The organism is Microbacterium pumilum (genome assembly GCF_039530225.1).
Taxonomy (GTDB): Bacteria; Actinomycetota; Actinomycetes; order Actinomycetales; family Microbacteriaceae; genus Microbacterium; species Microbacterium pumilum.
This window is the reverse complement of sequence record NZ_BAAAOH010000001.1, coordinates 1,904,051-1,927,595: the sequence shown is the minus strand read 5'-3', so window position 1 is coordinate 1,927,595 and position 23,545 is coordinate 1,904,051. Positions and strand designations below refer to the sequence as shown.

General features: G+C 69.9%; 17 protein-coding genes. 2 read left to right on the top strand and 15 right to left on the bottom strand.

Annotated features, from left to right (window positions below; all coding sequences use genetic code 11):
* Positions 1 to 24: 24 nt before the first annotated feature.
* From ABD188_RS08485 to ABD188_RS08435, 11 genes are all read right to left on the bottom strand, one after another.
* Positions 25 to 636 (bottom strand): hypothetical protein, encoded by a 612-nt coding sequence (locus tag ABD188_RS08485; protein WP_344060483.1) that lies wholly within the window; start codon positions 634 to 636, stop codon positions 25 to 27.
* Positions 633 to 1,250, bottom strand: a complete 618-nt coding sequence (locus ABD188_RS08480) for a hypothetical protein (protein WP_344060480.1) — start codon at positions 1,248 to 1,250, stop codon at positions 633 to 635. Before ABD188_RS08480 ends, ABD188_RS08485 begins: the two co-directional genes overlap by 4 nt.
* 28 nt (positions 1,251 to 1,278) lie before the next feature.
* The gene (locus tag ABD188_RS08475; RefSeq protein ID WP_344060477.1) at positions 1,279 to 2,481 is read right to left on the bottom strand and encodes a hypothetical protein; all 1,203 of its coding nucleotides are present in this window, start codon (positions 2,479 to 2,481) and stop codon (positions 1,279 to 1,281) included.
* Between the two features lie 7 nt (positions 2,482 to 2,488).
* Positions 2,489 to 2,797 carry a hypothetical protein gene (locus tag ABD188_RS08470; protein WP_344060474.1) on the bottom strand — a complete coding sequence of 103 codons (309 nt, stop codon included), beginning with the start codon at positions 2,795 to 2,797 and terminating at the stop codon, positions 2,489 to 2,491.
* 85 nt (positions 2,798 to 2,882) lie between these two features.
* Positions 2,883 to 3,170 (bottom strand): WXG100 family type VII secretion target, encoded by a 288-nt coding sequence (locus tag ABD188_RS08465; protein WP_344060471.1) that lies wholly within the window; start codon positions 3,168 to 3,170, stop codon positions 2,883 to 2,885.
* A gap of 125 nt (positions 3,171 to 3,295) precedes the next feature.
* Positions 3,296 to 7,828, bottom strand: coding sequence for a type VII secretion EssC family protein (locus tag ABD188_RS08460; RefSeq protein WP_344060468.1), 4,533 nt, complete (start codon positions 7,826 to 7,828; stop codon positions 3,296 to 3,298).
* Positions 7,825 to 9,174, bottom strand: coding sequence for an RDD family protein (locus ABD188_RS08455; RefSeq protein WP_344060465.1), 1,350 nt, complete (start codon positions 9,172 to 9,174; stop codon positions 7,825 to 7,827). Before ABD188_RS08455 ends, ABD188_RS08460 begins: the two co-directional genes overlap by 4 nt.
* Before the next feature lie 136 nt (positions 9,175 to 9,310).
* The gene (gene purH, locus ABD188_RS08450; protein ID WP_344060462.1) at positions 9,311 to 10,915 is read right to left on the bottom strand and encodes a bifunctional phosphoribosylaminoimidazolecarboxamide formyltransferase/IMP cyclohydrolase; all 1,605 of its coding nucleotides are present in this window, start codon (positions 10,913 to 10,915) and stop codon (positions 9,311 to 9,313) included.
* Positions 10,916 to 10,945: 30 nt separating this feature from the next.
* Entirely contained in the window at positions 10,946 to 11,554 is a 609-nt protein-coding gene (purN, locus tag ABD188_RS08445; RefSeq protein WP_344060459.1) for a phosphoribosylglycinamide formyltransferase, read from the bottom strand.
* Between the two features lie 4 nt (positions 11,555 to 11,558).
* Positions 11,559 to 13,310 carry a cell division protein PerM gene (locus ABD188_RS08440; RefSeq protein WP_344060456.1) on the bottom strand — a complete coding sequence of 584 codons (1,752 nt, stop codon included), beginning with the start codon at positions 13,308 to 13,310 and terminating at the stop codon, positions 11,559 to 11,561.
* Between the two features lie 80 nt (positions 13,311 to 13,390).
* Positions 13,391 to 13,831, bottom strand: coding sequence for a nitroreductase family deazaflavin-dependent oxidoreductase (locus ABD188_RS08435; RefSeq protein ID WP_344060453.1), 441 nt, complete (start codon positions 13,829 to 13,831; stop codon positions 13,391 to 13,393).
* Between the two features lie 213 nt (positions 13,832 to 14,044).
* On the opposite strand from ABD188_RS08435, the gene ABD188_RS08430 reads away from it, so the two are divergent.
* Positions 14,045 to 16,771 (top strand): hypothetical protein, encoded by a 2,727-nt coding sequence (locus tag ABD188_RS08430; protein ID WP_344060450.1) that lies wholly within the window; start codon positions 14,045 to 14,047, stop codon positions 16,769 to 16,771.
* A gap of 162 nt (positions 16,772 to 16,933) precedes the next feature.
* Here ABD188_RS08430 and sucD read toward each other — a convergent pair whose 3' ends face one another.
* From sucD to ABD188_RS08410, 4 genes are all read right to left on the bottom strand, one after another.
* A complete protein-coding gene (sucD, locus tag ABD188_RS08425; RefSeq protein WP_344060447.1) occupies positions 16,934 to 17,836 on the bottom strand; it encodes a succinate--CoA ligase subunit alpha in 903 nt (300 codons plus the stop codon).
* A gap of 11 nt (positions 17,837 to 17,847) precedes the next feature.
* Complete coding sequence (gene sucC / locus ABD188_RS08420) at positions 17,848 to 19,011, bottom strand: ADP-forming succinate--CoA ligase subunit beta (RefSeq protein ID WP_344060445.1); 1,164 nt, start codon at positions 19,009 to 19,011, stop codon at positions 17,848 to 17,850.
* A gap of 82 nt (positions 19,012 to 19,093) precedes the next feature.
* Positions 19,094 to 20,911 carry a hypothetical protein gene (locus tag ABD188_RS08415; protein ID WP_344060442.1) on the bottom strand — a complete coding sequence of 606 codons (1,818 nt, stop codon included), beginning with the start codon at positions 20,909 to 20,911 and terminating at the stop codon, positions 19,094 to 19,096.
* Complete coding sequence (locus tag ABD188_RS08410; RefSeq protein ID WP_344060439.1) at positions 20,908 to 22,719, bottom strand: outer membrane protein assembly factor BamB family protein; 1,812 nt, start codon at positions 22,717 to 22,719, stop codon at positions 20,908 to 20,910. Before ABD188_RS08410 ends, ABD188_RS08415 begins: the two co-directional genes overlap by 4 nt.
* Before the next feature lie 138 nt (positions 22,720 to 22,857).
* On the opposite strand from ABD188_RS08410, the gene ABD188_RS08405 reads away from it, so the two are divergent.
* Positions 22,858 to 23,526 carry a TetR/AcrR family transcriptional regulator gene (locus ABD188_RS08405; RefSeq protein ID WP_344060436.1) on the top strand — a complete coding sequence of 223 codons (669 nt, stop codon included), beginning with the start codon at positions 22,858 to 22,860 and terminating at the stop codon, positions 23,524 to 23,526.
* Positions 23,527 to 23,545 lie beyond the last annotated feature (19 nt).

Sequence of the window (23,545 nt, the reverse complement as noted above, 5' to 3'; positions counted from 1 at the left end):
CGTATCGGGTAGCAGGTCCGTCGCTCATACCCGCCAGGCCCGATCGTCCAGGTCGGTGCGCTCGATCAGGCGCCGCGCATCGAAGCCCTCCGCGGCCTGAGGCGCAACGCCGTCGATTCGCACCGTCGTCAGGATGTCCTCCGCGGCGACCGCGCATGGGATGACGGCCGCGCTCGGCACCGGAGCCATCGCCGCGAAGAAGGTGACGCCGGACGGCATGAACAGCCACCGGACGCTGCCGCGGTCGCCGTCAGCCAGGAGAGTGGACGAACAGCCGAGCCCCAGCCCGCGTGTTTCGAGCAGGCGCACCTGGGGCGGGAGGATGGCAGGGGGCCAGAGGTACTCCCGCTGCTCATCCTCGTCGAGCTGTCGCTCGAGCAGCGTGAGCCGCAGCGGCGCCCACGTTCCCGACCCTGGGTCGTGTAACAGCACATTGGTGCTGAGATCGCTCACCGCGCTCTGCTGCGCGCGGATGAGGGCACGCGCGAGCGTCCGGCGATCATCGTCGCTCAAGCCCTGGGCGTCGGCAAGCTCATCAGCCGCCGTTGCCGCCCAGGCGGCAGGATCGCCCACGAGCGCGGCACCGGGCAGCACCACGGTCGTCGCCCTGTCGTAGTCGAAGCCGACCTCGGTCATTCGCTCGTCCACGCGAAGGTGGCGATGCAGCCGTCGAGCAGCTGCAGCCACGCCGCCATCTGCGGATCGGTCGTCGGATCGACATCCACCGGATGCGCCAGCGTCGCGGTCAGCTGCAGTGCCTTGCGGCGGTTCGTCCCCGGAACCGGTGTGAGATACACGACGGTGTGGGCGCCCAGCGATTCCCCCGTCAGCTCGACGGTGCGCTCGTCGGACCAGCGCAGGAAGTGGCGGCTGCCATCGAGCGCGCGCGCCCCTCGGCGCTCGATCGCGTCGGCGACCATCCGGTCGAGCGACACCTCCGGCGTGCCCTGCGTGATGGTCCCGAGGATGCTCACCGGCACGGTGGACCACGATGGCGCGTCGTCGCCCGCCATGATCATCATGAAGGCGCCCTGCTTGCGCGCAGCAGCCAGAGCTCGCTCGACATGCCCGGCCAGAATCGCATAGGCGTCCGGTCGATGCGCCTGACGCAGCCGCTCGCGCGCCTTCGCCAGCAGCTCCTTCTCGGTTCGCTCCGTCGTGTCGTAGGTCGTCCAGCCCGGGGGCAGCATGAGCCGGAAGTCCGGGACCCCCGGCTGGCCGCCGCCGAGCTCCTCGCGAAGCGAATTCACTCCCTTACCCTGCCATACCGCCGCAGGGTCACCACGTCGGATAGAGGATGGGGTCGAGGTCCGCCACTCGGTCGACCAGACCCGTAACGCCGTCGACCGCGGTCACGATCGTGTTGTAGTGGGATCCGACGGCGCCCATCGCGTACAGGGCCTGCTCGCCCGTCGTGCCGAGCTGGCCGATGACCTCCCACATGAGCGGGTCCTGACCCGACATGACGGCGCTGACGATCTCGGGGAACGAGTTCGCGACGAACCCCGCCTCGGGGCCCAGACCGCGCATCGCGCCCACCCACTGGCCGGGGCTGCGAGATCCTGCCGCCAGTCCCCACCGTGCGAAGTCGTCCCCGAGTGAGAGACCGCCCTGCGAGAAGCCCGCCCAGGCGCGCATGCCGGATTTGAAGCCGCCGCTGGCGAACTCGCCGAAAGCGCCGAACGGAATCACTCCGAGGACCGCGAGCCCGACATCCAAGAGGGATGCATCGCCGCGGCTGTACTGCCAGAGCGTCCCCACGAGCGTCAACACCCCGACGGTCAGTGCGAGCAATGCGACGATCGGACCGCCGACGACGAGCGCGAGCACCGCGAGCACGAGGCCCGCGACAGCGAGCACGTCCAGCGCGAAGTCGATGAACCCGTCGAGGTTGTCTTTCCAGCTGTCCTTGATCCAGTCGTCGTCTGCGGTGCGGATGCCGTCGACCGCGGCGTCGAAGGCGTCTTCCCACCGGTCGTAGTGCTCGTCGTAGGTGTCGCCCGCGTTCTTCCAGAGCGCGTAGGCGGCATCCTTGTCACCCTGGGCCTCGTCTGCCGGGTCGTCGGGCACCGAGCCGTCCTCGGCCGGTTCGGGGGTCGGCAGCGCGCGAGCGTCCTCCCAGTCCGACACCTTCGCCTGGTACGTGGCCCACAGTGAGTTCGCTTCGGGGACGCTCGAGGCCATCAGGGACTTCACCGAGGCCAGCGCCGATCCGTAATCGCGGATGTAGGGACCCATCCCGACGTACATCCCGGCGGCGTCGGCGAGTGCCTTGTTGACGTCGCCCGCCTTCTCGCGCAGCGTGTCGACCGCGCTTCCCTCCATGTCGGCGCCGTTGTCGACCAGACGGTTCAGGAGGCTGGAGGCGTCCGTCATTGCGGCGCCGAGGTTGATGATCTGCTGCCCGCGGTCCTCGATGTCGCCCGCGTTGCCGAGGACGACCTCGACAGGGCGCCCCTTCGGCGAGTTGTGGGTTGCCATCTGAGCGCTACTCCGTTTCCTGCATCTGGGCCGCCATGTCGGCTGCGGCTTGGACGTCGAAGTCGCCGAAGCCCTCGAGCACGGTCTTGGCGCGTTCGGTGACCGCCTGGAGGCCCTCGTTGAGCTTGCTGCGGCGGTCGTCCCACTGCTTCTCGAACTTGCCGGCCAGGCTGCGAAGGTCATCGCGGTCGTACGGCCGGTCGACGGCATCCTCGAGATCACTCCGTCGCGCGGATGCCTCGTCGAACTCCGTCGAGATCGCCAGCAGATTCGTGTACAGCGAGCCGAGCTCGTCGTACGAGACCTTCACCGACATGGTTTCTCACATCCTGCGTTCGTGACGGTTGCGGATCGCGGGGTGAGTCGCCCTGGACTCACCCCGCGTGTCAGGTCGTTCCGGCTCAGCCGCCGGCGAGCTGCTGGTCGAGATCCTGGATGGCGCGCATCATGCCGAGCAGCGACTCGGACATGTCGTTGATGCCGTCGACGGCGCCCTTGAGACCCGTCGTCAGCTCCGAGTAGCCCTCACCGAACCGGCCGGATGCGTGCTGGGTCTTGAAGTCCTCACCCAGCAGCGTGTCCACCTGGCTCTTCAGCGTGTCCAACTGGCCCTGGATGTCATCACGAGCCTGCGACAGCGACGACGCCACCTGCTCCATCTCCGCATAAGATGCACCGAAATCAGCCATCGTCAACTCCCTCACTCAGAAATCCGACCGCGTCCGGGCCGGTGACCCCACGCTAACCGACAGGTGCCGAAACCATGATGGGGACAATTCCCCACGCGCTTGCCACGACCACGGCGCGGGCCTTTTCACACGGCTGAGACGCCCGCCGGAACGACCAGCACCGGACTGTCTACGAGGGGCACCTGCACAGTGACGAGCCGGCCCGCCTGCACGAAGATGCCGCGCCCCTCGGGGAAGTCGGACCGCTTGACCTTCGGGAACGGCACCTTGAACAGCGCCTCGCCGTCGAACGCATCGGCACGCAGGGCGATGCCCTGGCGATCCGACTTGAAATCGCCGATCAGCCCGAACCCGCTCGTGACCTGAGCCGTGTCGGCGTCTCCGATGAGCAGGTGCTCGCTTCGCTTCACTGCCTGGAAAAGGGCCTTCAGGGCGCGCTCCGCCGAGGAGTCCGCGAACTGCGGCACATCCTCGACGACGATCATCATCCGCGCGGTGAGCGACTCGTCCGCGACCAGCTCGGCGAGTTCGGTGGCGAGATCCTTCGCGTCATCCGGTGTGACGGCACTGCGCACCCACGGTGTGAAACCCTTCAGCTGGGAGCGCCGGCCACCGAAGTGGAACAGCTTGACGTCCGGATCGAACCGCACCATCGACTGGATGAGCGCCTTCATCGCGTTCGTCTTGCCCGACAGCGGCGGGCCGGCGACCACGAAGAGGCCCACCGGGTCGAACTCGCGGGCGGCGAGCGTGTCTTCTGCGACGCCGATGACGGGGAACCCGCCGATTCGGTCGGGAAGGTCCGCCGCGGCGAGCCGAGTCGGCAGCGCGCCGATCTCCGCGACCTCCCGCGCGCCACGCGCTCGGAGGTCGTCGGCCCACTTCTCGAGGATCTTGGTCTGCTCGGCGACGTTGGGAGTGCCGCCCAGGACGGCGATCTGGGACTCGAAACCGTCGACGATGGCGCGGCCGGGCGCGGAGCGCTCGTCCAGCACATCCTTCGGTGCGTTCACCAGGGCGTACGCGTTCTCGTCGGCCAGGCGCAGCACGATCCGGCGTGACACGTTGGAACTCACCGCCGTGGGGACCGAGCCGGAGCGATCCGCCGTCGCCACGACGTGTACGCCGAGCGGACGGCCTTCCCCCAGGATCCGCATGAAGATCTGGTAGAACGGCATACGCGCCGTCGTCGCCTCCCACTCCGCGCGGAACTGCGGCAGTCCGTCGATCAGCAGGATGATCCTCGCCTCGTCGCGTCCGGTCAGCTCTCGATACTCCCGGATGCTGGACGCATTCGCCGCGCTGAACCGCTTGCCTCGGTCGTCGAGCACTTTGGCGAGCGAACGAAGGATGCGCTGCAGTCGCTCGGGGTCGTCGCCGGGGATGATCGAGCCGACGTGGGGCAGGATCTCGAGACTCTTGAGCGACCCGGACCCGAAGTCGAGGCCGTACACCTCGACATTCTCGGCACGGCGGCCGCCCATCGATGCGGCGATCGCGACGGTCCGCAGCACCGTGGACTTGCCCGACCCGCTGGTGCCGTAGACGAGCAGCGAGCCGTCGCGATCGGGTTCGAAGTACACCGGCTCCTGCAGCTGGCGCTCCGGCACATCGCTCTTGCCGAGCAGGATGGCCCCGCCACGGCCCGGGGACAGCTCTCGGAGGTCGACCGTGGTCTCGAGGTCGTCGAGCCAGGGTCGCCGTGGCGCCGGGATGCGGGCGCGCGCAGCAGCGGCGACCAGGGTGGCGACGATGCGCTTCTGATCGTTCGGCCCGAGATCGACATCGTGCGCCTCGGTCTCGGCCTCGGACTCGACCTCCCACCGCTTGGTCGATCCGAAGCGCAGCTCGGCCACGGTCACGTCGGCGGCGGGAGCCTCATCACTGCTCCATCCGCCCGCGTACGCGGACTGGAACGGCACGAGGCGGCCCGGCCCCGTCTTGGCGATGCCCCGTCCTGGGATGCTGGGGTCGAAGCGGCCCGCGATGGGGTCGTCCACGACATCCTTCGAGTCGGATTCGTCCGCCATCCGGAGCGCCACCCGCAGGTTCGTGTTGGCGCGGAGGTTGTCCTTGATCACGCCCGCCGGTCGCTGGGTGGCCATGATGAGGTGGATGCCGAGCGACCGCCCACGCTGGGCGATGTCGACGACGCCGTCCACGAACTCCGGAACCTCGCCCGCGAGCGCGGCGAACTCGTCGATGACGAGTACCAGGGCCGGCGGGGTGTCGGGATCGCGGCGCTTCTCGAGCTCGAGCAGATCCTTGGCCTTCTTGCGGTTGAGGAGGTGCTCGCGGTAGTGCAGCTCGGCACGGAGGCTGGTGAGCGCACGGCGCACCAGATGCTGGCTCAGGTCGGTGACGAGCCCGACGCAGTGCGGCAGCTCGACGCAGTCCGCGAATGCCGAGCCGCCCTTGTAGTCGACGAAGAGGAACGTGACGCGGTCGGGGCTGTGGGCGGCCGCCATTCCGAGCACCCACGCCTGCAGGAACTCAGACTTGCCGGCGCCCGTTATGCCGCCGACGAGCGCGTGCGGCCCCTGCGCGCGCAGATCCAGCGCCATCGCATCGGTGGCACCCTGCCCGACGATCGCGCGCAGACCGCCGGCCTTCTTCAGCCGGGGCAGCTGCGCCCCGGAGCGATCGATGATGGTGTTGTTCTCACGCCACCGTTCGATCGCGAAGCCGGGGTCGTCCGCTGTCTCGGGTCCTACCAGCGCGAGGAACATCACGGAGTTCGGGATGTCCGATGAGTCCTCGATGACCGTGCTCGAGTCGACGACCGGCGCCAGCCGCTTGGCGAACATCGTCATGAGCTCGTTGGAGACGCCCTCGACATTGGTCTCGGGATAGTCCACGCCGCTGCGCACCGTTCCCGCATGGCCGTGCTCGAGTCCATCGGTCACGTCGAGGAACGTGCGGCACACGGCGGGGAGGGCGTCGACGACCGGAGCCACGAACAGGCCGTACACACCGACATCCGCCCCCCGTTCGAGGACTTGCGTGAGGCGTGCTCGGTCGACGGGGGTCTCGGACGTCACGATGACCAGCACGGCGGTCTGGCCGGGGAACGTGGCCTCCTCCGCCGCACGTCGCACATCGGTGCCGTAGCGCATCGGATCCCAGTCCTGGTCGAACGGCAGTCGGGTGGATGACGCCGCCTTCGATCTGCGCATCACGAGCTCTTCGAGTCCCGACAGCAGCGCCGCGCCGGTGGACGCGGAGTCCGCCAGCGGCATCTCGCGGAACGGGCTGCGCTCGCTGGTCGTGTGCGGCAGCCACTTCAGCCACTCGAGCTCCTGCGCCCACGCCGGCTCGGTGAGTGCGACGGCGACGAGCTCGTTGGGCGAGTGCAGGCCGAACAGCTGGACGCTGAGCCCGCGCAGGGCGTCGGCTGCCTCGCGCCTCGGTCCGGCGACGCCGATGGCGCCGACGCTCTGCAGCGACTCGACGACCGGGACGCCGTCGATCATCCGGTAGCGCTCGCGCAGCCGGTCGACGCGATCGACGTACTCCGGCAGGGCTTCAGGCACCTCGGCTCGCTTGATCGTGGTCCGCGACTCGGCTTCGGTGGTGCCGAGGCGCACGCCGAGGAAGTTCCAGTGCTCCGGACGTCTCGTCCAGAGCATGGGCCCGAGCCGCATCGCCTCCTCGAAGACGACGGCGACGGGCGCGACCTCGGCGTTGCGAACCTCTCGCTCTCGGGGACGCTCGCGGAAGAGCACCTCCTCGAGCTCCTCGAATTTGCGCTCGAACACCTCGGCTTCCTTGCGCAGGCGCTGACCGACCTGGGTCTTCTGCGAGATGAAATTGCCGAGCAGCATGAGCGGCGACAGGGCGATCACCAGGAGCGACCGCGGCTGTCCCGAGATCGCGAAGATGCTGATGCCGAGGATGATCGGCGCGACGAGCATCGGCCAGGGGAAGAGCCGCGTGATCGGGTCCTTCGGCATCCGCGGCTCGGGGAGCGCCTCGCCGACGTATCGCGGCTCGACCCGCGGGCTGCGGTTGAACAGCAGCGACCCCCCGCGCTCCAGCACCGGTTCGGCCTCCACCGGCGCGAAGTCCTCGACCATCCGGATGACGAGATCGGTGTCGCCGAGTGTGAATCGCTGGCCGGGGATCACCCGCAGGCGCTGGATGCGCCCGCCGTCCACCACGATGCCGTTCGCCGAGTTCAGATCGACGATCTCGACGGACGACCCCACCTCGATGCGCGCGTGTCGCTTGGAGATGAGCGCGTCGGCGAGCACGACATCGCTCGACGGATCGCGGCCGATCGTGAAATGCCCCTTCGGGAGTGCGAACTCGCGACCCGCAAGCGGTCCGCTCGCCGCGATGAGGATCGCGGCCGCAGGATCGCCCCGCCGATGCTCCGCCGTGTAGTCGGTTCCGAGATTCGCGATGGTCGCCACGAACCCCGACCCCACCGGCGCATCGCTGATCAGCAGGTCGGGATCGAGAGTCGTGAACTCCGTCGACGTCGGCGAGGCGACTGCGAGCGTCAGCACGTCGCGCGGCGACGCCGCGAAGTCCTGTGCCGGGTCGGCGTCCACGATCCGGCGGGCGACATCCTGAACCGTCGCCGTCGTGTCGGACGTGACGACGATGTCGGTGCGCGCCACGTCAGGACGCTGGAGGGTGAGCTTGAGCCTCATCTGGGGTTCCGATCGTCTGAGCCGGAGCGACCGATCATGACCTCCGCCGACCGATCACCGAATCGGATCGTGTCACCGTCCGCGGTCTCGACGCCTTCGCCGGGAACGAGCGCACGCACGATGCCGCCTCGGACGAGCGAGCTGCCGTTCGTCGACGCCCGGTCCACGGCGATCAGCGCGTTGCCCGACCGCACCAGGGCGATGTGGGTCTTCGACACCGACTTCGCGTCATCCGAAAGGGCATGCAGGCCCATCCCACGCTCGCCCGGCGCAGCCGCCGGCGATCGTCCGATGAGCAGGCCGCCGCCCTCGACGTCGATCGTCTCGCCGTTGTCGAGGCGGATCGCCACGGTGAGGGCACGTGCGACGGACGCACCCGGCACCTCCGAGATCAGTCCCGGGGGCCCGGTGCTCGGCCGTGGTGGTGAGGGTGCGGGCACGACGGGTACTGCTGCGACGGCGGCGGCGGGCGCGGCGGGCGCTGTGGCAGGCGCGGCGGGTGCTGCGGCGGGCGGGGCGGGCGCGGCAGGGAATGGGGAGGCGGCGGCAGGCGCTGCCGCCGCGGGGGCGGCGGCCGGATCGGGGCGATGAGCGCCGAGGACTCCCCCGCTGCTTCGCGGAACGGGGATGTATGCGGCGGGCGCATGCGCTGCGTGGGTCTCCGGGGTCGCGGGAGTCGCCAGCGAGGGAAGCGCGGGCCGCTCGTCCTGCAGATTCGTCGCGGCCGTCTTGCGGGCGATGCGCATCCGCTTCGCGTCGTAGGGGTTGAGCCCGTTGCGCACGTCCACGAACCAGGTGGCACCCGCGAGGTCCGGCCAGCCCCGGCCCCGTCGCTCCTGATCGAGCAGCGGCGAGAGCGCGATGACGAGGAGCGGTCCGATCAGCGGAACGATGAAGCTCGCCCACATGACGAGGTAGCGCACCACCTCACCGCGCCAGAACCCCGGTCGGTCGAGAGTGCGCACGTTGATCGAGCGGATTCCGAACAGGGCCTTGCCGACCGTGACGCCCCGCCTGCCGTGCAGTGCCATCTGCACCACGATGAAGGCCGTGGTCAGCACGCACGAGGCGATGACGCACACGATGATGAGGATCAGACCGGCCGAGTCGGGGAGGGCGCGCTGCGGGTCGGGCGACGCCGCGAGTCGGATCAGGGCGGGAACGGCGCCGATCAGCAGCGGAAGCAGCAGGACGAGCACGATCGCGACCTCGACGGCCGTGGCCGCGACGCGCCGGCCGAACGGAGCGGGAAGCAGTCCGAGCGATGCCGCGTAGGAGGGGATCGGCCGGCCGCTGCCGTCGATCCCCTCGATCACGGGCGCCGCCTCGTCGATCTCCCAGATCACCGCTCATCCTCCTCGCGAACGCTTCGCATCGACCCTAACCCGGGCCGTACGCGCATCCCGAGTCCTCGTCGGCGGTCGAACAGCCCTGCCGCGACCGATATCCGTTCCGGGATGCCGGGGGCCGCGGCATCCGTCGTCAGTGGAAGAAGTGCCGCTCGCCCGTGAAGAACATGGTCACGCCGGCATCCCTCGCCGCGTCGATGACCTCTTGATCGCGCACGGATCCGCCGGGCTGGACGATCGTCGAGATTCCGGCGTCGATCAGCACCTGAGGTCCGTCTGCGAACGGGAAGAACGCGTCGGATGCCGCGACCGAACCGGCCGCGCGGTCGCCTGCGCGCTCGACGGCCAGCCGGCACGAATCGACGCGGTTGACCTGGCCCATGCCGATGCCGACGGTTGCCGAGCCCTTGGCCAGGACGATCGCATTCGACTTGACGGCACGGCACGCCTTCCACGCGAAGACGAGGTTCGTCATCTCGTCTTCGGCGGGACGCTCGCCCGAGACGAGGTGCCAATCGCGGGCGACGGACTCGATGTCGTCGGGGAATCGGTCGGCATCCTGCAGCAGCAGCCCGCCGGATACGAGGCGAACGTCCATGGGCTCCTGGCGCCAGTCGGCCGGAAGCTTGAGCACGCGCAGATTCTTCTTGAGCTTGAACACCTCGAGCGCTTCGGGTTCGAAGTCGGGAGCGACGATCACCTCCGTGAAGATGTCGCGGAGGTTCTCGGCCATCTTCAGCGTGATCGTGCGGTTCGCGGCGATGACGCCGCCGAATGCCGACACGGGGTCGCACTCATGTGCGCGCAGGTGCGCGCTCGCTATCGGGTCGAGCGCGTTGGGTGCGGCGACAGCGATGCCGCACGGGTTCGCGTGCTTGATGATCGCGACGGCGGGCTTGACCATGTCGAATGCGGCGCGGAGGGCCGCATCCGCGTCGACGTAGTTGTTGTACGACATGTCCTTGCCCTGCACCTGCGTCGCCTGCGCGATGCCGTGCCCGTCGACGCGCGTGTAGATCGCGGCCCGCTGGTGCGAGTTCTCGCCGTACCGCAGCGTCTCGAGCCGCTCGGCCTTGATGGTGAGGTGCTGCGGAAGATCGGCGCCGCCGAGCGTCTCTTCGGCGAACCAGGTCGCGACCGCGCGGTCGTACTCGCAGGTGTGCGCGAACGCGCGTGCGGCGAGCTCGCGACGCTGCGTGAGCGAGGTGCCGCCGCGCTGCAGGGCATCGATGATCGCCGGATACGACTCGGGTGAGACCACGATCGCGACGTTCGAGAAGTTCTTCGCCGACGCTCGCACCATCGCGGGCCCGCCGATGTCGATCTGCTCGACCACGTCGTCACCCTGCGCGCCGGAGCGCACCGTCTCGACGAACGGGTAGAGGTTCACCACGACGAGCTCGAACGGCTCGATCCCGAGCTCGGCGAGCTGCTGCACGTGGTCTTCCAGCCGAAGGTCCGCGAGCAGCCCCGCGTGCACGCCGGGGTGAAGCGTCTTGACGCGACCGCCGAGCGACTCCGGGAAGCCCGTGACGGCTGCGACATCCGTCACCGTGAAGCCTGCATCGCGGATCGTTGCGGCGGTGGATCCCGTCGACACGATCTCGACGTCCGCCCCCGCCAGCGCCTCAGCGAGGCGCAGCAGGTCGGTCTTGTCGCTCACCGACACCAGCGCACGACGGATCGGGACGACGTCGCGGTGACGATACAGGGCGGGGTCGTGGCTCGGGCCGGCCATGGAGGCTCCTCGATGGGGTGGGGGATGACGTCAGGATGGGGCGCCGGTCGCGGCGGCCACGGCGGCGAGGTCGAGGTCGCCGGTGGCGATCCGGCGCACGACATCGATCAGCAGCCGGCGTTCGACGGGTTTGATGCGGTCGTGAAGCGAGTGCTCGTCGTCGCCTCGAAGGACGGGGACGCGCTCCTGCGCGACGATCGGCCCGCTGTCGACACCGTTGTCGACGATGATGACGCTGGCGCCGGTCTGCGCGACACCCGCGGCGATGGCATCCCGAACACCATGTGCGCCAGGGAATTCGGGCAGGTATGCCGGGTGGGTGTTGATGATGCGCGGCGACCATTCGTCGACCACGCCGGCCGGCAGCAGCCTCATGAGGCCACTCAGCACGACCAGATCGGGTCGCCACACCGCGAGCTGCGCGTCGAGCTCCGCCCCCCACTCCTCACGGCTGTCGAACTGACCCCACGGCACCATGAAGGTCGGGACGCCGTAGTCCTCGGCGTGGGCGAAGCCATCGGCCTCGCGGTCGGCGCCGACGACGACGACGCGCGCCGGGAAATCCGCATCGGCCGCGGCATCGAGCAGAGCCCGCAGATTGGACCCGGTGCCCGAGATGAGGACGGCGACCGTGAGCACGCGGCTAGTCTACCGGCGCGTCTTCATCGTCCCGGCCCTCGCTCGAGCGACGGACGGGATCGGGCATTCGCGGGAGGGTCGGGAAGGTGAAGGGCGCGCGCGGCTCGGCCGGTCTGGCCTGCGCTTCGGGCTCTGGCGGCTCCTCCTGCCGGGCCATGTCGGCAGGCTCGAGGTCGCGCCGATCCTCGACCGAAGCGAGGTCCTCGAGCGACCGTGCGGGTGCACCTTGCAGTCCGTCTTCATCGAACGGCCCGGATGCCGCAGGCTCTGCCGCTGCATCCGCCATGACGCTCGCGACCCCGGCATCCCGCTCCGACGTGACACCGTCGGTCGAGATTCCGGTGGCTGCCGCCGATGGCTCGGCATGGCTCCGACCGCGGCCGCGCGGCATCGGGGACAGCAGCAGGATGGCCGCACCGAGGACCACCTCGAGGCCCACAGCGAGCGCGACCGGGCCGGGAGTGGGCCCCATGGTCGCGAGCCTCCCTGGACCGAGCGAGCCCGATGCCACAGCCGCGAGCAGGGCGGCGCCGACGGCCGACACCACCGCGATCCCGAGCGCGACGACGACTCGGGCGCCGATCGGGTCATCCGACGGGGCGGCCGGCCCCCTGCGCTCCGGATCGGGGGCAGCCTCGGGCTCCGATTCGACGACCGTCGCCGATGCGGCGAGGAGGCCCGCGAGCGCCGATGTGCGCGAGGGATCGGCAGCGCCATCCGTCGATGCGGCCACCACGTCCGCCGGCCCCGGCTTCCGATCACGGGGAGCGCCGACGCCGGTCAGGCGGGAGCGGGCGATCCAGCCGGCCAGTGCGCCGAGCGCGATCGGTCCCAGTGCGAGCAGCAGGAGCCACGGCGTGGTCGAGTCGGGGACGATCCCGAGGAGCGGGATGCCGGGCACGACCCCCGCCTGTGTTCCGGCGGGCGACACGGATGTGCCCTCGCCGACCGCGAATCCCGGTCCCGCGACGAAGGCGATGCCCCACACCACCAGCGTCGGCAGATAGGCGAGCTGCGCGAGGGTGATGACGATCGCGCCGAGCACATCCACATGCGCCGCCTCGTAGAGCGCGACGATCTCTCCCCCGCGCAGAACGAGCGCGACGGTGACGAGGAGAGCGCCCAGTCCCGCGAGACCCGCCACGACGACGGCCCCGCCTCGGGCGATGAGGCCGGGCGCCTCGGCCCAGCCGTGCGGCGCCGCCTCTACGCGATCTCGCAGCCGCGACACGGCTCCCGAACCCGCTTCGCGCCATTCGGTGACCACCGCCGCGACGACGGCGGGGAGCGCGAAGACGAGGGTGGGCAGCAGGACGGCCTGCCATACGGTCACGGCCGCGACGCCGTTCGCCGAGGTCAGCGCGACGATCGTGGCGAGGATGGCGAACACGGACGAGCTCGCTACGACTCCCGTAGCCCACGCATCGGCACGCGAGGCACGGACCCCTGATCGTGCGGCGAAGATCACTGTGAAAGACGCGAACGCGAGAGGGGCGAGCGAGAGGGTGAAGGATGCCGCATCCGGATCGATGCCGGCGGCAGCGATGTAGTCGGCGGGAATCGTCACAGCCAGCGGCACGAGGTTTCCGAATTGCCAGATGGCGGCGCTCGCAGGCCAGAGCGCCCCCCAGTCTGCGCCGCCGCCCAGCCCGAAGACCCACAGCAGGGTGAGGGGCGCGAGGGTCGCCGCTATGCCGACCGCCACCGCGATGGCGGCGTCGACGGCGGCAAGGAGGGCGACGATGAGGCGATGCATGCGCCATCGACCCTAACCGAGCGGCACCCGCGACCATCGACGCCGCCCGGCGCGGCACTCTCTCCGCGGTGTTATCGGGGTCAGTCCCCGATCGGCTCGAGCAGGAAGATCGCGATGAGCCGGTCGGTCTTCGCCTGGTAGGCGTTGTAGTCCGGCCAGACTTCGACGGCTCGCTCCCACCAGTCGGCGCGCTCGTCGCCGGACAGCTCGCGAGCGAGGTAATCGCGCTTCACGTCGCCATCCTGCAGTTCGACGTGCGGATTTCTTCGGACGTTCCAGTACCACGACGGCGGATCGGGGTGCCCGCCCTTCGACGCCACCACGACATAGCGGCCGTCGTGCTCGACGCGCATGAGCGCCGTCTTGCGGAGTCCGCCGCTCTTCGCCCCCACGCTCGTCAGCACGATGATCGGCACGCCGCGCAGCAGATTCGCCTTCGCGCCGCCCGATGCCTCGTACGCTTCGGCCTGCTTGCGGGCCCCGTCGGATGTCGACGGCTTGTACTCTCCGGTCAGCGGCATCTGTCCACCGTATCCCGCACTCGCTAGCATGTGGCCCATCGCATCGGCGCGAACATCGGGGGCGTCATGGCAGGGATCGGGACCTCAACGGACGGCACGATCGGCGATCCACCGCCTGTATCGCGGGCCGCAGCACGAGCGGCGGCGACTGCGACTGCCGATGTGCGCGGAGCGCCCGCGCCCGCCGCGACGGGCACTTCGTCCGAGCCCCGGGTGCTGGAGCTCCGTGTCCACGGCGTGAACAACACCACGCCGGCGGCGCTTCTGGACGTGCCCGCGGACTCGGTCAAGCTGAAGTCGGGCGACAAGCTCGGCTCGTTCTGGCAGTCCACCGCGGCGGCGGCAGAAGGAAAGCACGGCCATGTCCCCGCCGGGATCACTCGTGAGGCCTACTCGTGGGGCGGCATGGTCCGCACCACTCCCCAGTTCGGCAGCTCGGGCGCGGGCGGCAAGATCGCGGCCGTCGGCGCGCGCGTGTTCTATGCGCTGATTCTGCCCTTCAGCATCGGCAACGCGGTCCAGTGGGCGCGGCGCCTCACCCAGCCGGGCGACTCGAAGGGCCGCAAACGCTGGATCGCGATCACGGCGGGGATCGCCCGGGTCTTCGGCCTCATCCTGACCCTGCTCTTCACGACGACTCTCGCGACCCTCGCGATCGACATCGGGGCGCTCCAGTGCGCCGCCGACGCGAGTCGGTGCGAGCCCCTGAAGTCCGTGTTCGAGCCGATGGAGGGATGGAGCCCCGGTCAGCGCGTCGCCCTGATGGCGCTCGTGCCGGTCGCGGGCGTCGCAATCCTCTGGGCGATCAGTGCCGTCTCGCGGCTGCGCTACGACGTCCTGCCGGGCATGGAGGACAACGCGGCCGAGCCCGGAGCCGCCGACAAGGTCGAGGCCGACAAGGTCGACGACAAGCCGCAGGTGCCGGACGGCGCAGAGCCCGCTCCCGCCGTGGCGCCCGCCGGGGCGGTGCTCTCGATACCGGGTTTCTGGTCGAACCGGGTCACGCGCCACCTGGCCCGCGCACATCTCGCCGCCGCGGTGTGTCTCGTCGCTGCCTTCGCTGCGGTGCAGGCGTCGCTGGGGTGGCGGACGACGTGCGCAGGGGTCGACCTCTCGGCGACCTGCATGGATGTTCCGCAGGATGGATGGTTCTGGCCCTACGCCGTGCTGGCGTGGGCTGCGGCCCTCCTGCTTGTGATCGCAGTGCTCCTCGTGGCGATCCTTCCCACCATGACGATCCAGCCCGAGGAGGAGCGGCGCGCGAAATGGCCCAACTGGATGAGCATTCTGGTGCTGGTGCTCTCGTTCGTGATGCTCGGCGTCATCCTGCTCCTTCTCGCTTTCGGGCCGACGGCGCCCGACCTCACGGGTGGCGTGCCCGCGACGACACCCGATCGCCTGTACGGGGCAGGCAACACCCCGCTCGTGCTCGTGATCGCCGGAGCCGTCTGCGCGCTCTCCGGCGTCTCATGGCGCCCTGCCGCCGGCAGATGGAAAACCGCATGGGCGGGCTGTGGTCCGGCCGTCTTCATGACCCTCGCCCTCGCGCTGGCCGCAGGCAGCAGTGCGATCGCCGTCGTGATGATCGGCGACTGGCTGAACGGGTCGAAGGGACCGACCGCGCTGCTCGGCTGGACCCAGGGAGATGTGCCCGAGCCGCCGGGCCGTATCGACCTCGACTGGACCGACACGTCGGGTGCCACGGGCGAGGTGTCGATCGGCGGCCCCGCGCCGGAGGCGATGGGGCTCGAGATCTCGCGAAGCTACGTCGCGCTCGGTGCGCTGATCCTGCTCGGTCTGATCGTCTCTGTCCTGATCTTCCTCGCGATCGCGTTCCTGCGCCCCCGCGATGTGACGGATCGTGCGGAGGCGTGGGGCGCACCGCCCGCAATCGCCATCGATGTGCCCGGCGGCGGTGTGCTGCCCCCATCCCCCAGGGCGCTCCTTTCCCGCATCCAGGCGAAGCGTCGCGCCGCCGCACGGCTGCACCTCGCCGAGGCCGGTGCGGGCGTGGTCTCGATCACCCTGGCGGTGTCCATCGTCATCGCGATCGCATGGACCTGGTGGGCGACCGCCGAGAGCCGAACACTGTGGTCGGTCGGCGGGAATGAGCAGCTGATCGTGAACTTCCTCGACATCGGCATGCTCGCACTCGCCGGGGTCGGGCTCCTGCTCGTCGGCGTCCTCGCCGCCGGTGCCTCGTCGGGCGCCACGCGGCCGCTCGGAATCGTGTGGGACATCGCCTGCTACCTGCCGCAGACCGGGCACCCCTTCGGGCCCCCCTGCTACGCCGAGCGGGCCGTGCCGGAGATCGCCGGCCGTCTGAACGCGTGGCTGCGCCGCCCGGACCGCCGTGCGGTGCTCGCCGCCCACAGCATGGGTGGAGTTCTCGCGGTCTCGAGTCTCGGTGTGCTGGCCAGCGTCGAGAGCACGAGGTCGCAGCTGTCGCGGATCTCGCTGCTCACCTTCGGCATCCAGCTGCGCCCGTTCTTCGGCCGGATGCTCCCCGAGCTGCTCGGGCCGGATGTGCTCGGGATCCAGCCGGTCCAACGACCGCGGCTCTGGGCGGCCGACCCGTGGATGAAGGACTTCGAGGCGCAGCAGAACGCGCTGGCCCTCCCCCGCAACGTCGCGTCCACCGCCGCGATGCCCGTCGGCCGGCTGGACGGCACGCTCGTGACCGATGGGAACAGCGATGGAACCCCGATCCGATGGGTGAGCCTCTGGCGCGCCACCGATCCCCTCGGATTCCCGGTGATGAGCACGGTCATCGAGCCGACCGATGCGAGCTGGCACAACGACGTCGACCGATACGCAGCCGAGCTGGACCTGAGCGGCTACATGGTCGAAGTCGGAGCGCACGGCGAGTACTACCGGGCGAAGTCATACGACGATGCGCTGCGGCAGCTGGCCGGCGTTCCGCCATGGTCCGCGCCCTGATGTCTCGAGCTGAGACGCCTGGTCGCGGCATCCATCCGTCATTCCCGTGCTGGCTCGGCGAGCCCGCACGCGCACGACGCATCGTCGGTGGTCATTCGGCGAGCCAGCACGGGAATGACCTGTCCAGGTCACCCACGAGATGACGAGGGCGGATGCTTGTGACTACAGGCCGTGGATGATCTCGCGCATCAGGTCAGCGGTCTCGGACGGCGTCTTGCCGACCTTGACACCGGCGGCCTCGAGGGCCTCCTTCTTGGCCTGAGCGGTTCCGGCGGAGCCTGAGACGATGGCGCCGGCGTGGCCCATCGTCTTGCCCTCCGGCGCAGTGAAGCCGGCGACGTACCCGACGACGGGCTTGGTGACGTTGGCTTTGATGAAGTCGGCGGCGCGCTCTTCGGCGTCTCCGCCGATCTCGCCGATCATCACGATCGCCTTGGTCTCGGGGTCGGCCTCGAACGCGGCGAGCGCGTCGATGTGCGTGGTGCCGATGACCGGGTCGCCGCCGATGCCGATCGCGGTCGAGAAGCCGATCTCACGCAGCTCGTACATCATCTGGTACGTCAGGGTGCCCGACTTCGACACGAGGCCGATGGGACCCTTGCCGGTGATGTTCGCGGGGGTGATGCCCACGAGCGACTCGTCGGGGGTGATGATGCCCGGGCAGTTCGGCCCGATGATCCGCGTGGTGTTGCCCTTCGACTGCGCGTAGGCCCATGCCTCCGCGGTGTCACCGACAGGCACGCCCTCGGTGATCACGACGAGGAGCGGGATCTCGGCGTCGATGGCCTCGATCATCGCGTTCTTCGTGAACGCCGGCGGCACGAACGCGATCGACACGTCCGCACCGGTCTCGGCGATGGCCTCGGCGACCGAGGCGTAGACCGGCAGCTCTACCGGCGAGCCGTCTGCGGCGCGGTGCAGCACGGTGGTTCCGGCTTTCCGGGCGTTGACGCCGCCGACGACCTGCGTGCCGGCCTTCAGCATGAGCGCGGTGTGCTTGGTGCCCTCGCCGCCGGTGATGCCCTGGACGATGACCTTGGAGTCCTTGTCAAGAAAGATCGACATGTTCTGAGTCCTTATGCGTTCGCGAGCTCGGCGGCCTTGTCGGCGCCTTCGTCCATGGTCTCGGCAAGAGTGACGAGCGGGTGATTCGCGTCTCGCAGGATCGCGCGTCCCTCATCCACCTTGTTGCCGTCGAGTCGGACGACGAGCGGCTTGGACGCGCTCGATCCGAGCTCGGCGAGCGCGCCGACGATGCCCTTGGCCACGGCGTCGCACGCCGTGATGCCGCCGAACACGTTGACGAACACGCTCTTGACCTGCGGGTCGCCGAGGATGACGTCGAGTCCGGCGGCCATGACCTCGGCCGACGCGCCGCCGCCGATGTCGAGGAAGTTCGCGGGCTTCACGCCGCCGTGGTTCTCGCCGGCGTACGCGACGACGTCGAGCGTCGACATGACAAGGCCCGCGCCGTTGCCGATCACGCCCACCTGCCCGTCGAGCTTGACGTAGTTGAGGTCGTTCGCCTTGGCCTTGGCCTCGAGCGGGTCTGCGGCATCCTTGTCTTCGAGCAGCGCGTGACCGGCGTGACGGAAGTCCGCGTTCTCGTCGAGGGTCACCTTGCCGTCGAGGGCGATGATGTCGCCCCCAGAGGTGAGCACGAGCGGGTTGACCTCGACCAGCGTCGCGTCTTCCTTCTTGTAGACCGTGTAGAGCTTGACGAAGACATCGCTGACCTTGTCGACGAGCTCGGGCGCGAAGCCGGCAGCCTCGGCGATCTCAACCGCCTTCTGCTTGTCGATGCCCGTCAGCGGGTCGACAGCGACGCGCGCGAGGGCTTCGGGCCGCTCCACCGCGAGCTCCTCGATCTCCATGCCGCCTTCGACGCTGCACAGCGACAGGTACGCGCGGTTGGCGCGATCGAGCAGCACGGAGAAGTAGTACTCCTTGTCGATGCTCGCGCCCTGGGCGACCATCACGCGCTTGACGATGTGACCCTTGATGTCGAGGCCCAGGATCGCCTTGGCGGCCTCGAAAGCCTCGTCGGGGGTCTTGGCTACCTTGACGCCGCCGGCTTTTCCGCGGCCACCGGTCTTGACCTGCGCCTTGACGACGACCACGCCGCCGATCTTCTCGGCCGCTGCCCGCACCTCTTCCGGCGTGTCCGCGACGATGCCGGCGAGCACCGGCACCTCGTACTTCTCGAACAGATCGCGTGCCTGGTACTCGAATAGATCCACAGTGCAGTCCTTCGCTGGGGCGATGGGGATGACGCCGAAAAGCGTCTTGATGTCGAGACAACTCGACCGATCCCCCAGCCTACTACCGCCCGTCGGGAGTCCCCGACGCGACGGCCGGGGGCTCGGAGTCGACCTCGCGCGCGCGGGCGGTGAGCGCGATCGCCAGGCAGGCGAGCAGGGCGGCCGACAGCAGCCCCGTCCCCAGCAGCTGGTCGCCGAGCCCGGTGAGCGACGAGAGGTCGATGGTGGCGGACGGATCCCGCGCGAGGGCCGCGACCGCGAGCACAGTGACTCCGAACAGGGCGTTCGCGAGGAAGAACAGCACGCGGCTGGCCCGAGGGTAGCGGCGCGAAGTGCCGTTCGCCGTGCCACCGCCGGTGAGCATCGCCCAGATGAATCCGAACAGGATGAACGCGATCCCGGTGAAGCCGAGCACGGCCCGCAGGGGATCCTCCACGAAGCTGCGCTGGTCGAACAGAGCCGCGATCAGCAGCACCATGCCGATCGACGCGCCTCGACCGATCGTGAGACGCCGCCGGATCAGCCACCATGCGAGCAGCCCGCACGCCGCCACGGTGACGATGATCGTGAGCGCCTCGCCGGTCCACGCCCAGGACTGCAGCCCGGCGAGTGCGAGAGCTGAGACCATCACGATCACGATGCCGATCGAAACGTACAGCTCTGGTGCCACACCCCGACCACGTCGAGCGTCCCGCAGCGCCAACGCGATCAGCACCGCCCCGACCGCAAGACGACTTCCCCAGATCACGATGGACTCCGACACCAGCCCGCCTAGTGTGCTCATGACCCCGGCCGGGCCATCTGCGAACGTGTACGAGAACGTCATCCCGCTCAGCATGAAGAGCGCCGTCGACGGCAGCACGCCGATCGTGAGCCAGGCGGCGATCGGCTGCGCGACTGCGCTGAACCGCGCCTCAAGGTCGGCGGGCGACGGCGGCGACGATGTCGCCCTCACCCGCCCGACGAGCAGCCAACCGCCGGTGACGAGGGCGAGCAGGGTCACAGCCGCAGCGATGGCGGGGATGCTGGTGCCGTCGCCGGCCGCGACATCCGCCGCAACAGCCCACACGCGCCACGCCACGAGTCCGGCGAGCAGCACCGCCGACACCGCGACGTGCAGGTGCCGTCGCACCGACGCGACGGACTCGGTCGCCATCGAGCACGACAGCTGGGCGACCGCCGCCCCTGCGGCGAGCGCGGCCGGGATCGCCAGCGCCCCGATGCTCTGCATCATCGACGTGAGGACGACCGGGCCGGGTTCCAGCCCGAACACCCAGCCGCGTCGGCCCACGATCCACGCGGGCACGCCGATTCCCGCCGCCATCACCGCGAACGCCGCGACGAACTCCCCCCACGCGTAGGCACGGCGGCGCCGGATGACGACCAGCGCGACGAGCGCCAGGGATGCGAGCCCCGACGCGATCCGACCGGTCGAGAGCACGCCGGCATCGCCCGTGTCGTTCGCCCCGATCGAGAGCAGCACCAGTGCCGACATGAACGTCACCACGATCGTCAGCCAGAGCGGGGAGTGGAGTGCCGCCGTCTGTGCCAACGCGAGCGCGAGCACCACGAGCGCGAGGATCGGGCCGACCGCGAGCTGCGGCATGGAGAGATCGATCGCCCCCGTGCTCACGGTGAGGGCTGAGGATGCTCGCAGCGGTGGCGCTGCAAGGATCGTGACCGCCGCGACCCCATAGCCGACGAGGGCCACGACGACCACCGGTGCGAGGCCGCGTGGCCAGCGATAGCCGCGCAGCCGTCCACGGCGCACCGGCTCGACCAGCACGAACACCAGGAAGTCGCGGATGACGAGCCACACCGCCCGCCCGAAGCTCCCGGTCCGGCCCACCGGCGCCGACGGTTCGGTCGTCTCGCTCATCGGCCGATCCACGTCGTTCCGGAGATGCTGTCGATCACCCAGGCGCCATCGGCATCCCCCACGAGGAACCGCGCCGAGCCCAGTCCTTCGGGCTCGATGTCGAAGTCCGCCTCACCTCGACCGCCTGCATCGAGCACACGCGTCGGTCCCCTGCCGTCGAGCACGATGACGTCTCCGTCCGTCACGGCGCGATCCGCGCCCGCCGCACGCCAGAGCGGCGCACCGGTGCCCGCGGCGTACGCGCGCACATCCGACCACGTGAGCACGACGATCGCGTCGCCCACCGCGGCCACCCCGTCGGCTCCGGTGTCGGTGGGCGATGACCACGCAAGCGTGCCGGTCGCGGCATCCCGTCTCACGAGGGAGTTGTCGCGCGCGATGAAGACCGCGTCGTCCGTCGTGGTCAGCGCATCGAGGTTCTCCTCTTCCGCGGACCATCGCACGGCCCCGTCGCTGAGCGACAGCGCTGTCACGCGACCCGCTCGGTCGACCGTGACAGCCGCGTCATCGGCCCGGAACAGACCGTCCAGCGCGTCAGGAGACACGTCGGTCGCCCACACCTCCTCGCCGGTGCCCGCATCGAGGGCTCGCACGCGTCCGTCGACCCCTGCGATGAGCACGTTCCCGGTACCCGAAGCGATCGGTGGTGCCACGAGGACGTCGCCGATCGGGGCCACCCACCGACGTATGCCGTCGGTCGTATACGCCACGATGTTCCGCTGCGTCGTCGCGGCGAGCAGCACGCCTTCGGCGGCGCCGAGCACGCTGACGTCCCCGCCTGGACGCAGGATGGCGGTTCGCCGGAGCACGTCGCCATCGCGGGCGAACAGCCCCACGCTGCCGGTGTTGCCGTCCGGGACGGCGAGCGTGGCTCCGAGCGTGACCGGCTGCAGGGCGGGGGTCAGGGCGAGCGGTGTCTCACCGAACAGCGGATCGACGTGCGCGACCGTGAGCGGATGTACAGCCCAGTCGTCCGGCCAGTCGTATGCCGCGACAGTCGTCACGGGCGCATCGAACGGGGCCGGGTCAGCGGGACCGCTCCGCACCGGCGCGCCGCCACCGACGGATGTCACGCTCGCCACCGCGCCGCGTGCCGGGCACCAGAGCACGGCCTCGTCGAACACGACCTCTCCGCTCGCAGGCGTGGTCGCCTCGACCAGTTCGAGTCTGCCGTCCACCTGCAGGCAGTCCTGCCCGTCGTGTTCGGCGAGGAAGTCGTCACGCACCGCGCCTGCCGAGTACACGCCCGAATAGCTGACCTGGACCGCCGGTGTCTCCTCACCGGGCTGCGGCGCAGAGACCCACCATCCTTCGCCTTCGCTCGTCCACGAGGCGCCGTCACGGACGTCGGGGGCGAGCACGACGGGACCAGGCTGGAAGACGAACGAGTTCGCCGCCCCGAGAGACATGACGAGGCGCACGCCTGCGGCTGTCACCGAGTAGAGGTCGGTGGTGACGAAGCTCTGCCCGCCGGCGACGTCGGCCGGCGTGGTTCGGACGGTCCAGTGCCGTGCCGTTCGAAGTTCGTCCTCGGTGTACCCGGCGATCGCCGCCGTGCGGGCGATCTCCGGCAGTTCGAACAGCACCGGCACCGCGACGGTCACCCCGTTCTCGCGCTGCTGCGGCCCGCTCTGTCCCTCGATCTGAACCCAGTCGGCGGCACCGTCTTCGGGCACATACGCCGCCGCTGCACCGCCGAGTTCCGGGCCGCGGGGATCGCTCGCGGCGACCAGACCGGCGCTGCCGACGACCACTGCGCCCACGACCGCGACCCACGCGACGGCCCGACGCCGACTGCGCCGCGTCACGGTGCACGCCCCGACATGAGCAAATGATAGGGCGCGGCATCGCGTTCAGGAGGGGTCTCGCCGCACGGCCCGGGCCGCACCCGTCCTGGCGCCGGGTGCGCCGCCGCGAGCATGCGGCTCGGGGCTAGGCTCATCTCGATGAGCGAGACCTCCTCCCCGTCCGCCGCGCGCACCGACGTCGTCGCCGCGGCTCTCGAGCTGTTCGAGAGCCAGGGCTTCGAAGCGACGTCGGTCGAGCAGATCGCGCAGGCAGCCGGGGTGTCTCGAAGCACCTTCTTCCGGCAGTTCGGCGGCAAGGAGGACGTCGTCTTCGCCGACCACGAGGTGCTGCTCAGCGAACTGCGCGCGTGGCTGGCCAAGGGCCATCGCGATCCGTGGGTGGCGGTGTGCGAGGCATCCGAGCGGGTCTTCCGCCACTTCGTGGCCGATCCTGAGGTCGCGCGGCGCCGGTACCGTGTGGTCCGCCAGGTGCCCGCGCTTCGCGAGCGCGAGATCGTCATGGTGTTCCGGTACGAGCGACTGTTCGACGAGTACCTCCGCTCCGCCGTTCCGGGGCTCGACCCGCTCGATGCCGTCGGCTTCGCCGCGCTCGTGGCCGCCGTGCACAACCACGTGCTGCGCCAGCTGCTGCGCGGCGATCGGGTGCGCCGCGGCGTCCTCCACGCCGCGCTCGACGATGTGCTCCGCCGCTACGGGGTGCATCCCGACGGCGCCGGCGCGGCCGATGACGACGTGGTGGTCGCGGTGTTCCCGCGACGGATGCCGCAGGCAGAGGTCGCACGGCGCCTCCGCGACAGGCTCGACTGACCGACACGATCCCCCGGAC

Coding starts and splice junctions, on each gene's coding strand:
- ABD188_RS08485 (WP_344060483.1), bottom strand. CDS start 636: ATGACCGAGGTCGGCTTCGACTACGACAGGGCGACGACCGTGGTGCTG.
- ABD188_RS08475 (WP_344060477.1), bottom strand. CDS start 2,481: ATGGCAACCCACAACTCGCCGAAGGGGCGCCCTGTCGAGGTCGTCCTC.
- ABD188_RS08470 (WP_344060474.1), bottom strand. CDS start 2,797: ATGTCGGTGAAGGTCTCGTACGACGAGCTCGGCTCGCTGTACACGAAT.
- ABD188_RS08465 (WP_344060471.1), bottom strand. CDS start 3,170: ATGGCTGATTTCGGTGCATCTTATGCGGAGATGGAGCAGGTGGCGTCG.
- ABD188_RS08460 (WP_344060468.1), bottom strand. CDS start 7,828: ATGAGGCTCAAGCTCACCCTCCAGCGTCCTGACGTGGCGCGCACCGAC.
- purH (WP_344060462.1), bottom strand. CDS start 10,915: ATGGCCGGCCCGAGCCACGACCCCGCCCTGTATCGTCACCGCGACGTC.
- ABD188_RS08440 (WP_344060456.1), bottom strand. CDS start 13,310: ATGCATCGCCTCATCGTCGCCCTCCTTGCCGCCGTCGACGCCGCCATC.
- ABD188_RS08435 (WP_344060453.1), bottom strand. CDS start 13,831: ATGCCGCTGACCGGAGAGTACAAGCCGTCGACATCCGACGGGGCCCGC.
- sucD (WP_344060447.1), bottom strand. CDS start 17,836: ATGTCGATCTTTCTTGACAAGGACTCCAAGGTCATCGTCCAGGGCATC.
- ABD188_RS08415 (WP_344060442.1), bottom strand. CDS start 20,911: ATGAGCGAGACGACCGAACCGTCGGCGCCGGTGGGCCGGACCGGGAGC.
- ABD188_RS08405 (WP_344060436.1), top strand. CDS start 22,858: ATGAGCGAGACCTCCTCCCCGTCCGCCGCGCGCACCGACGTCGTCGCC.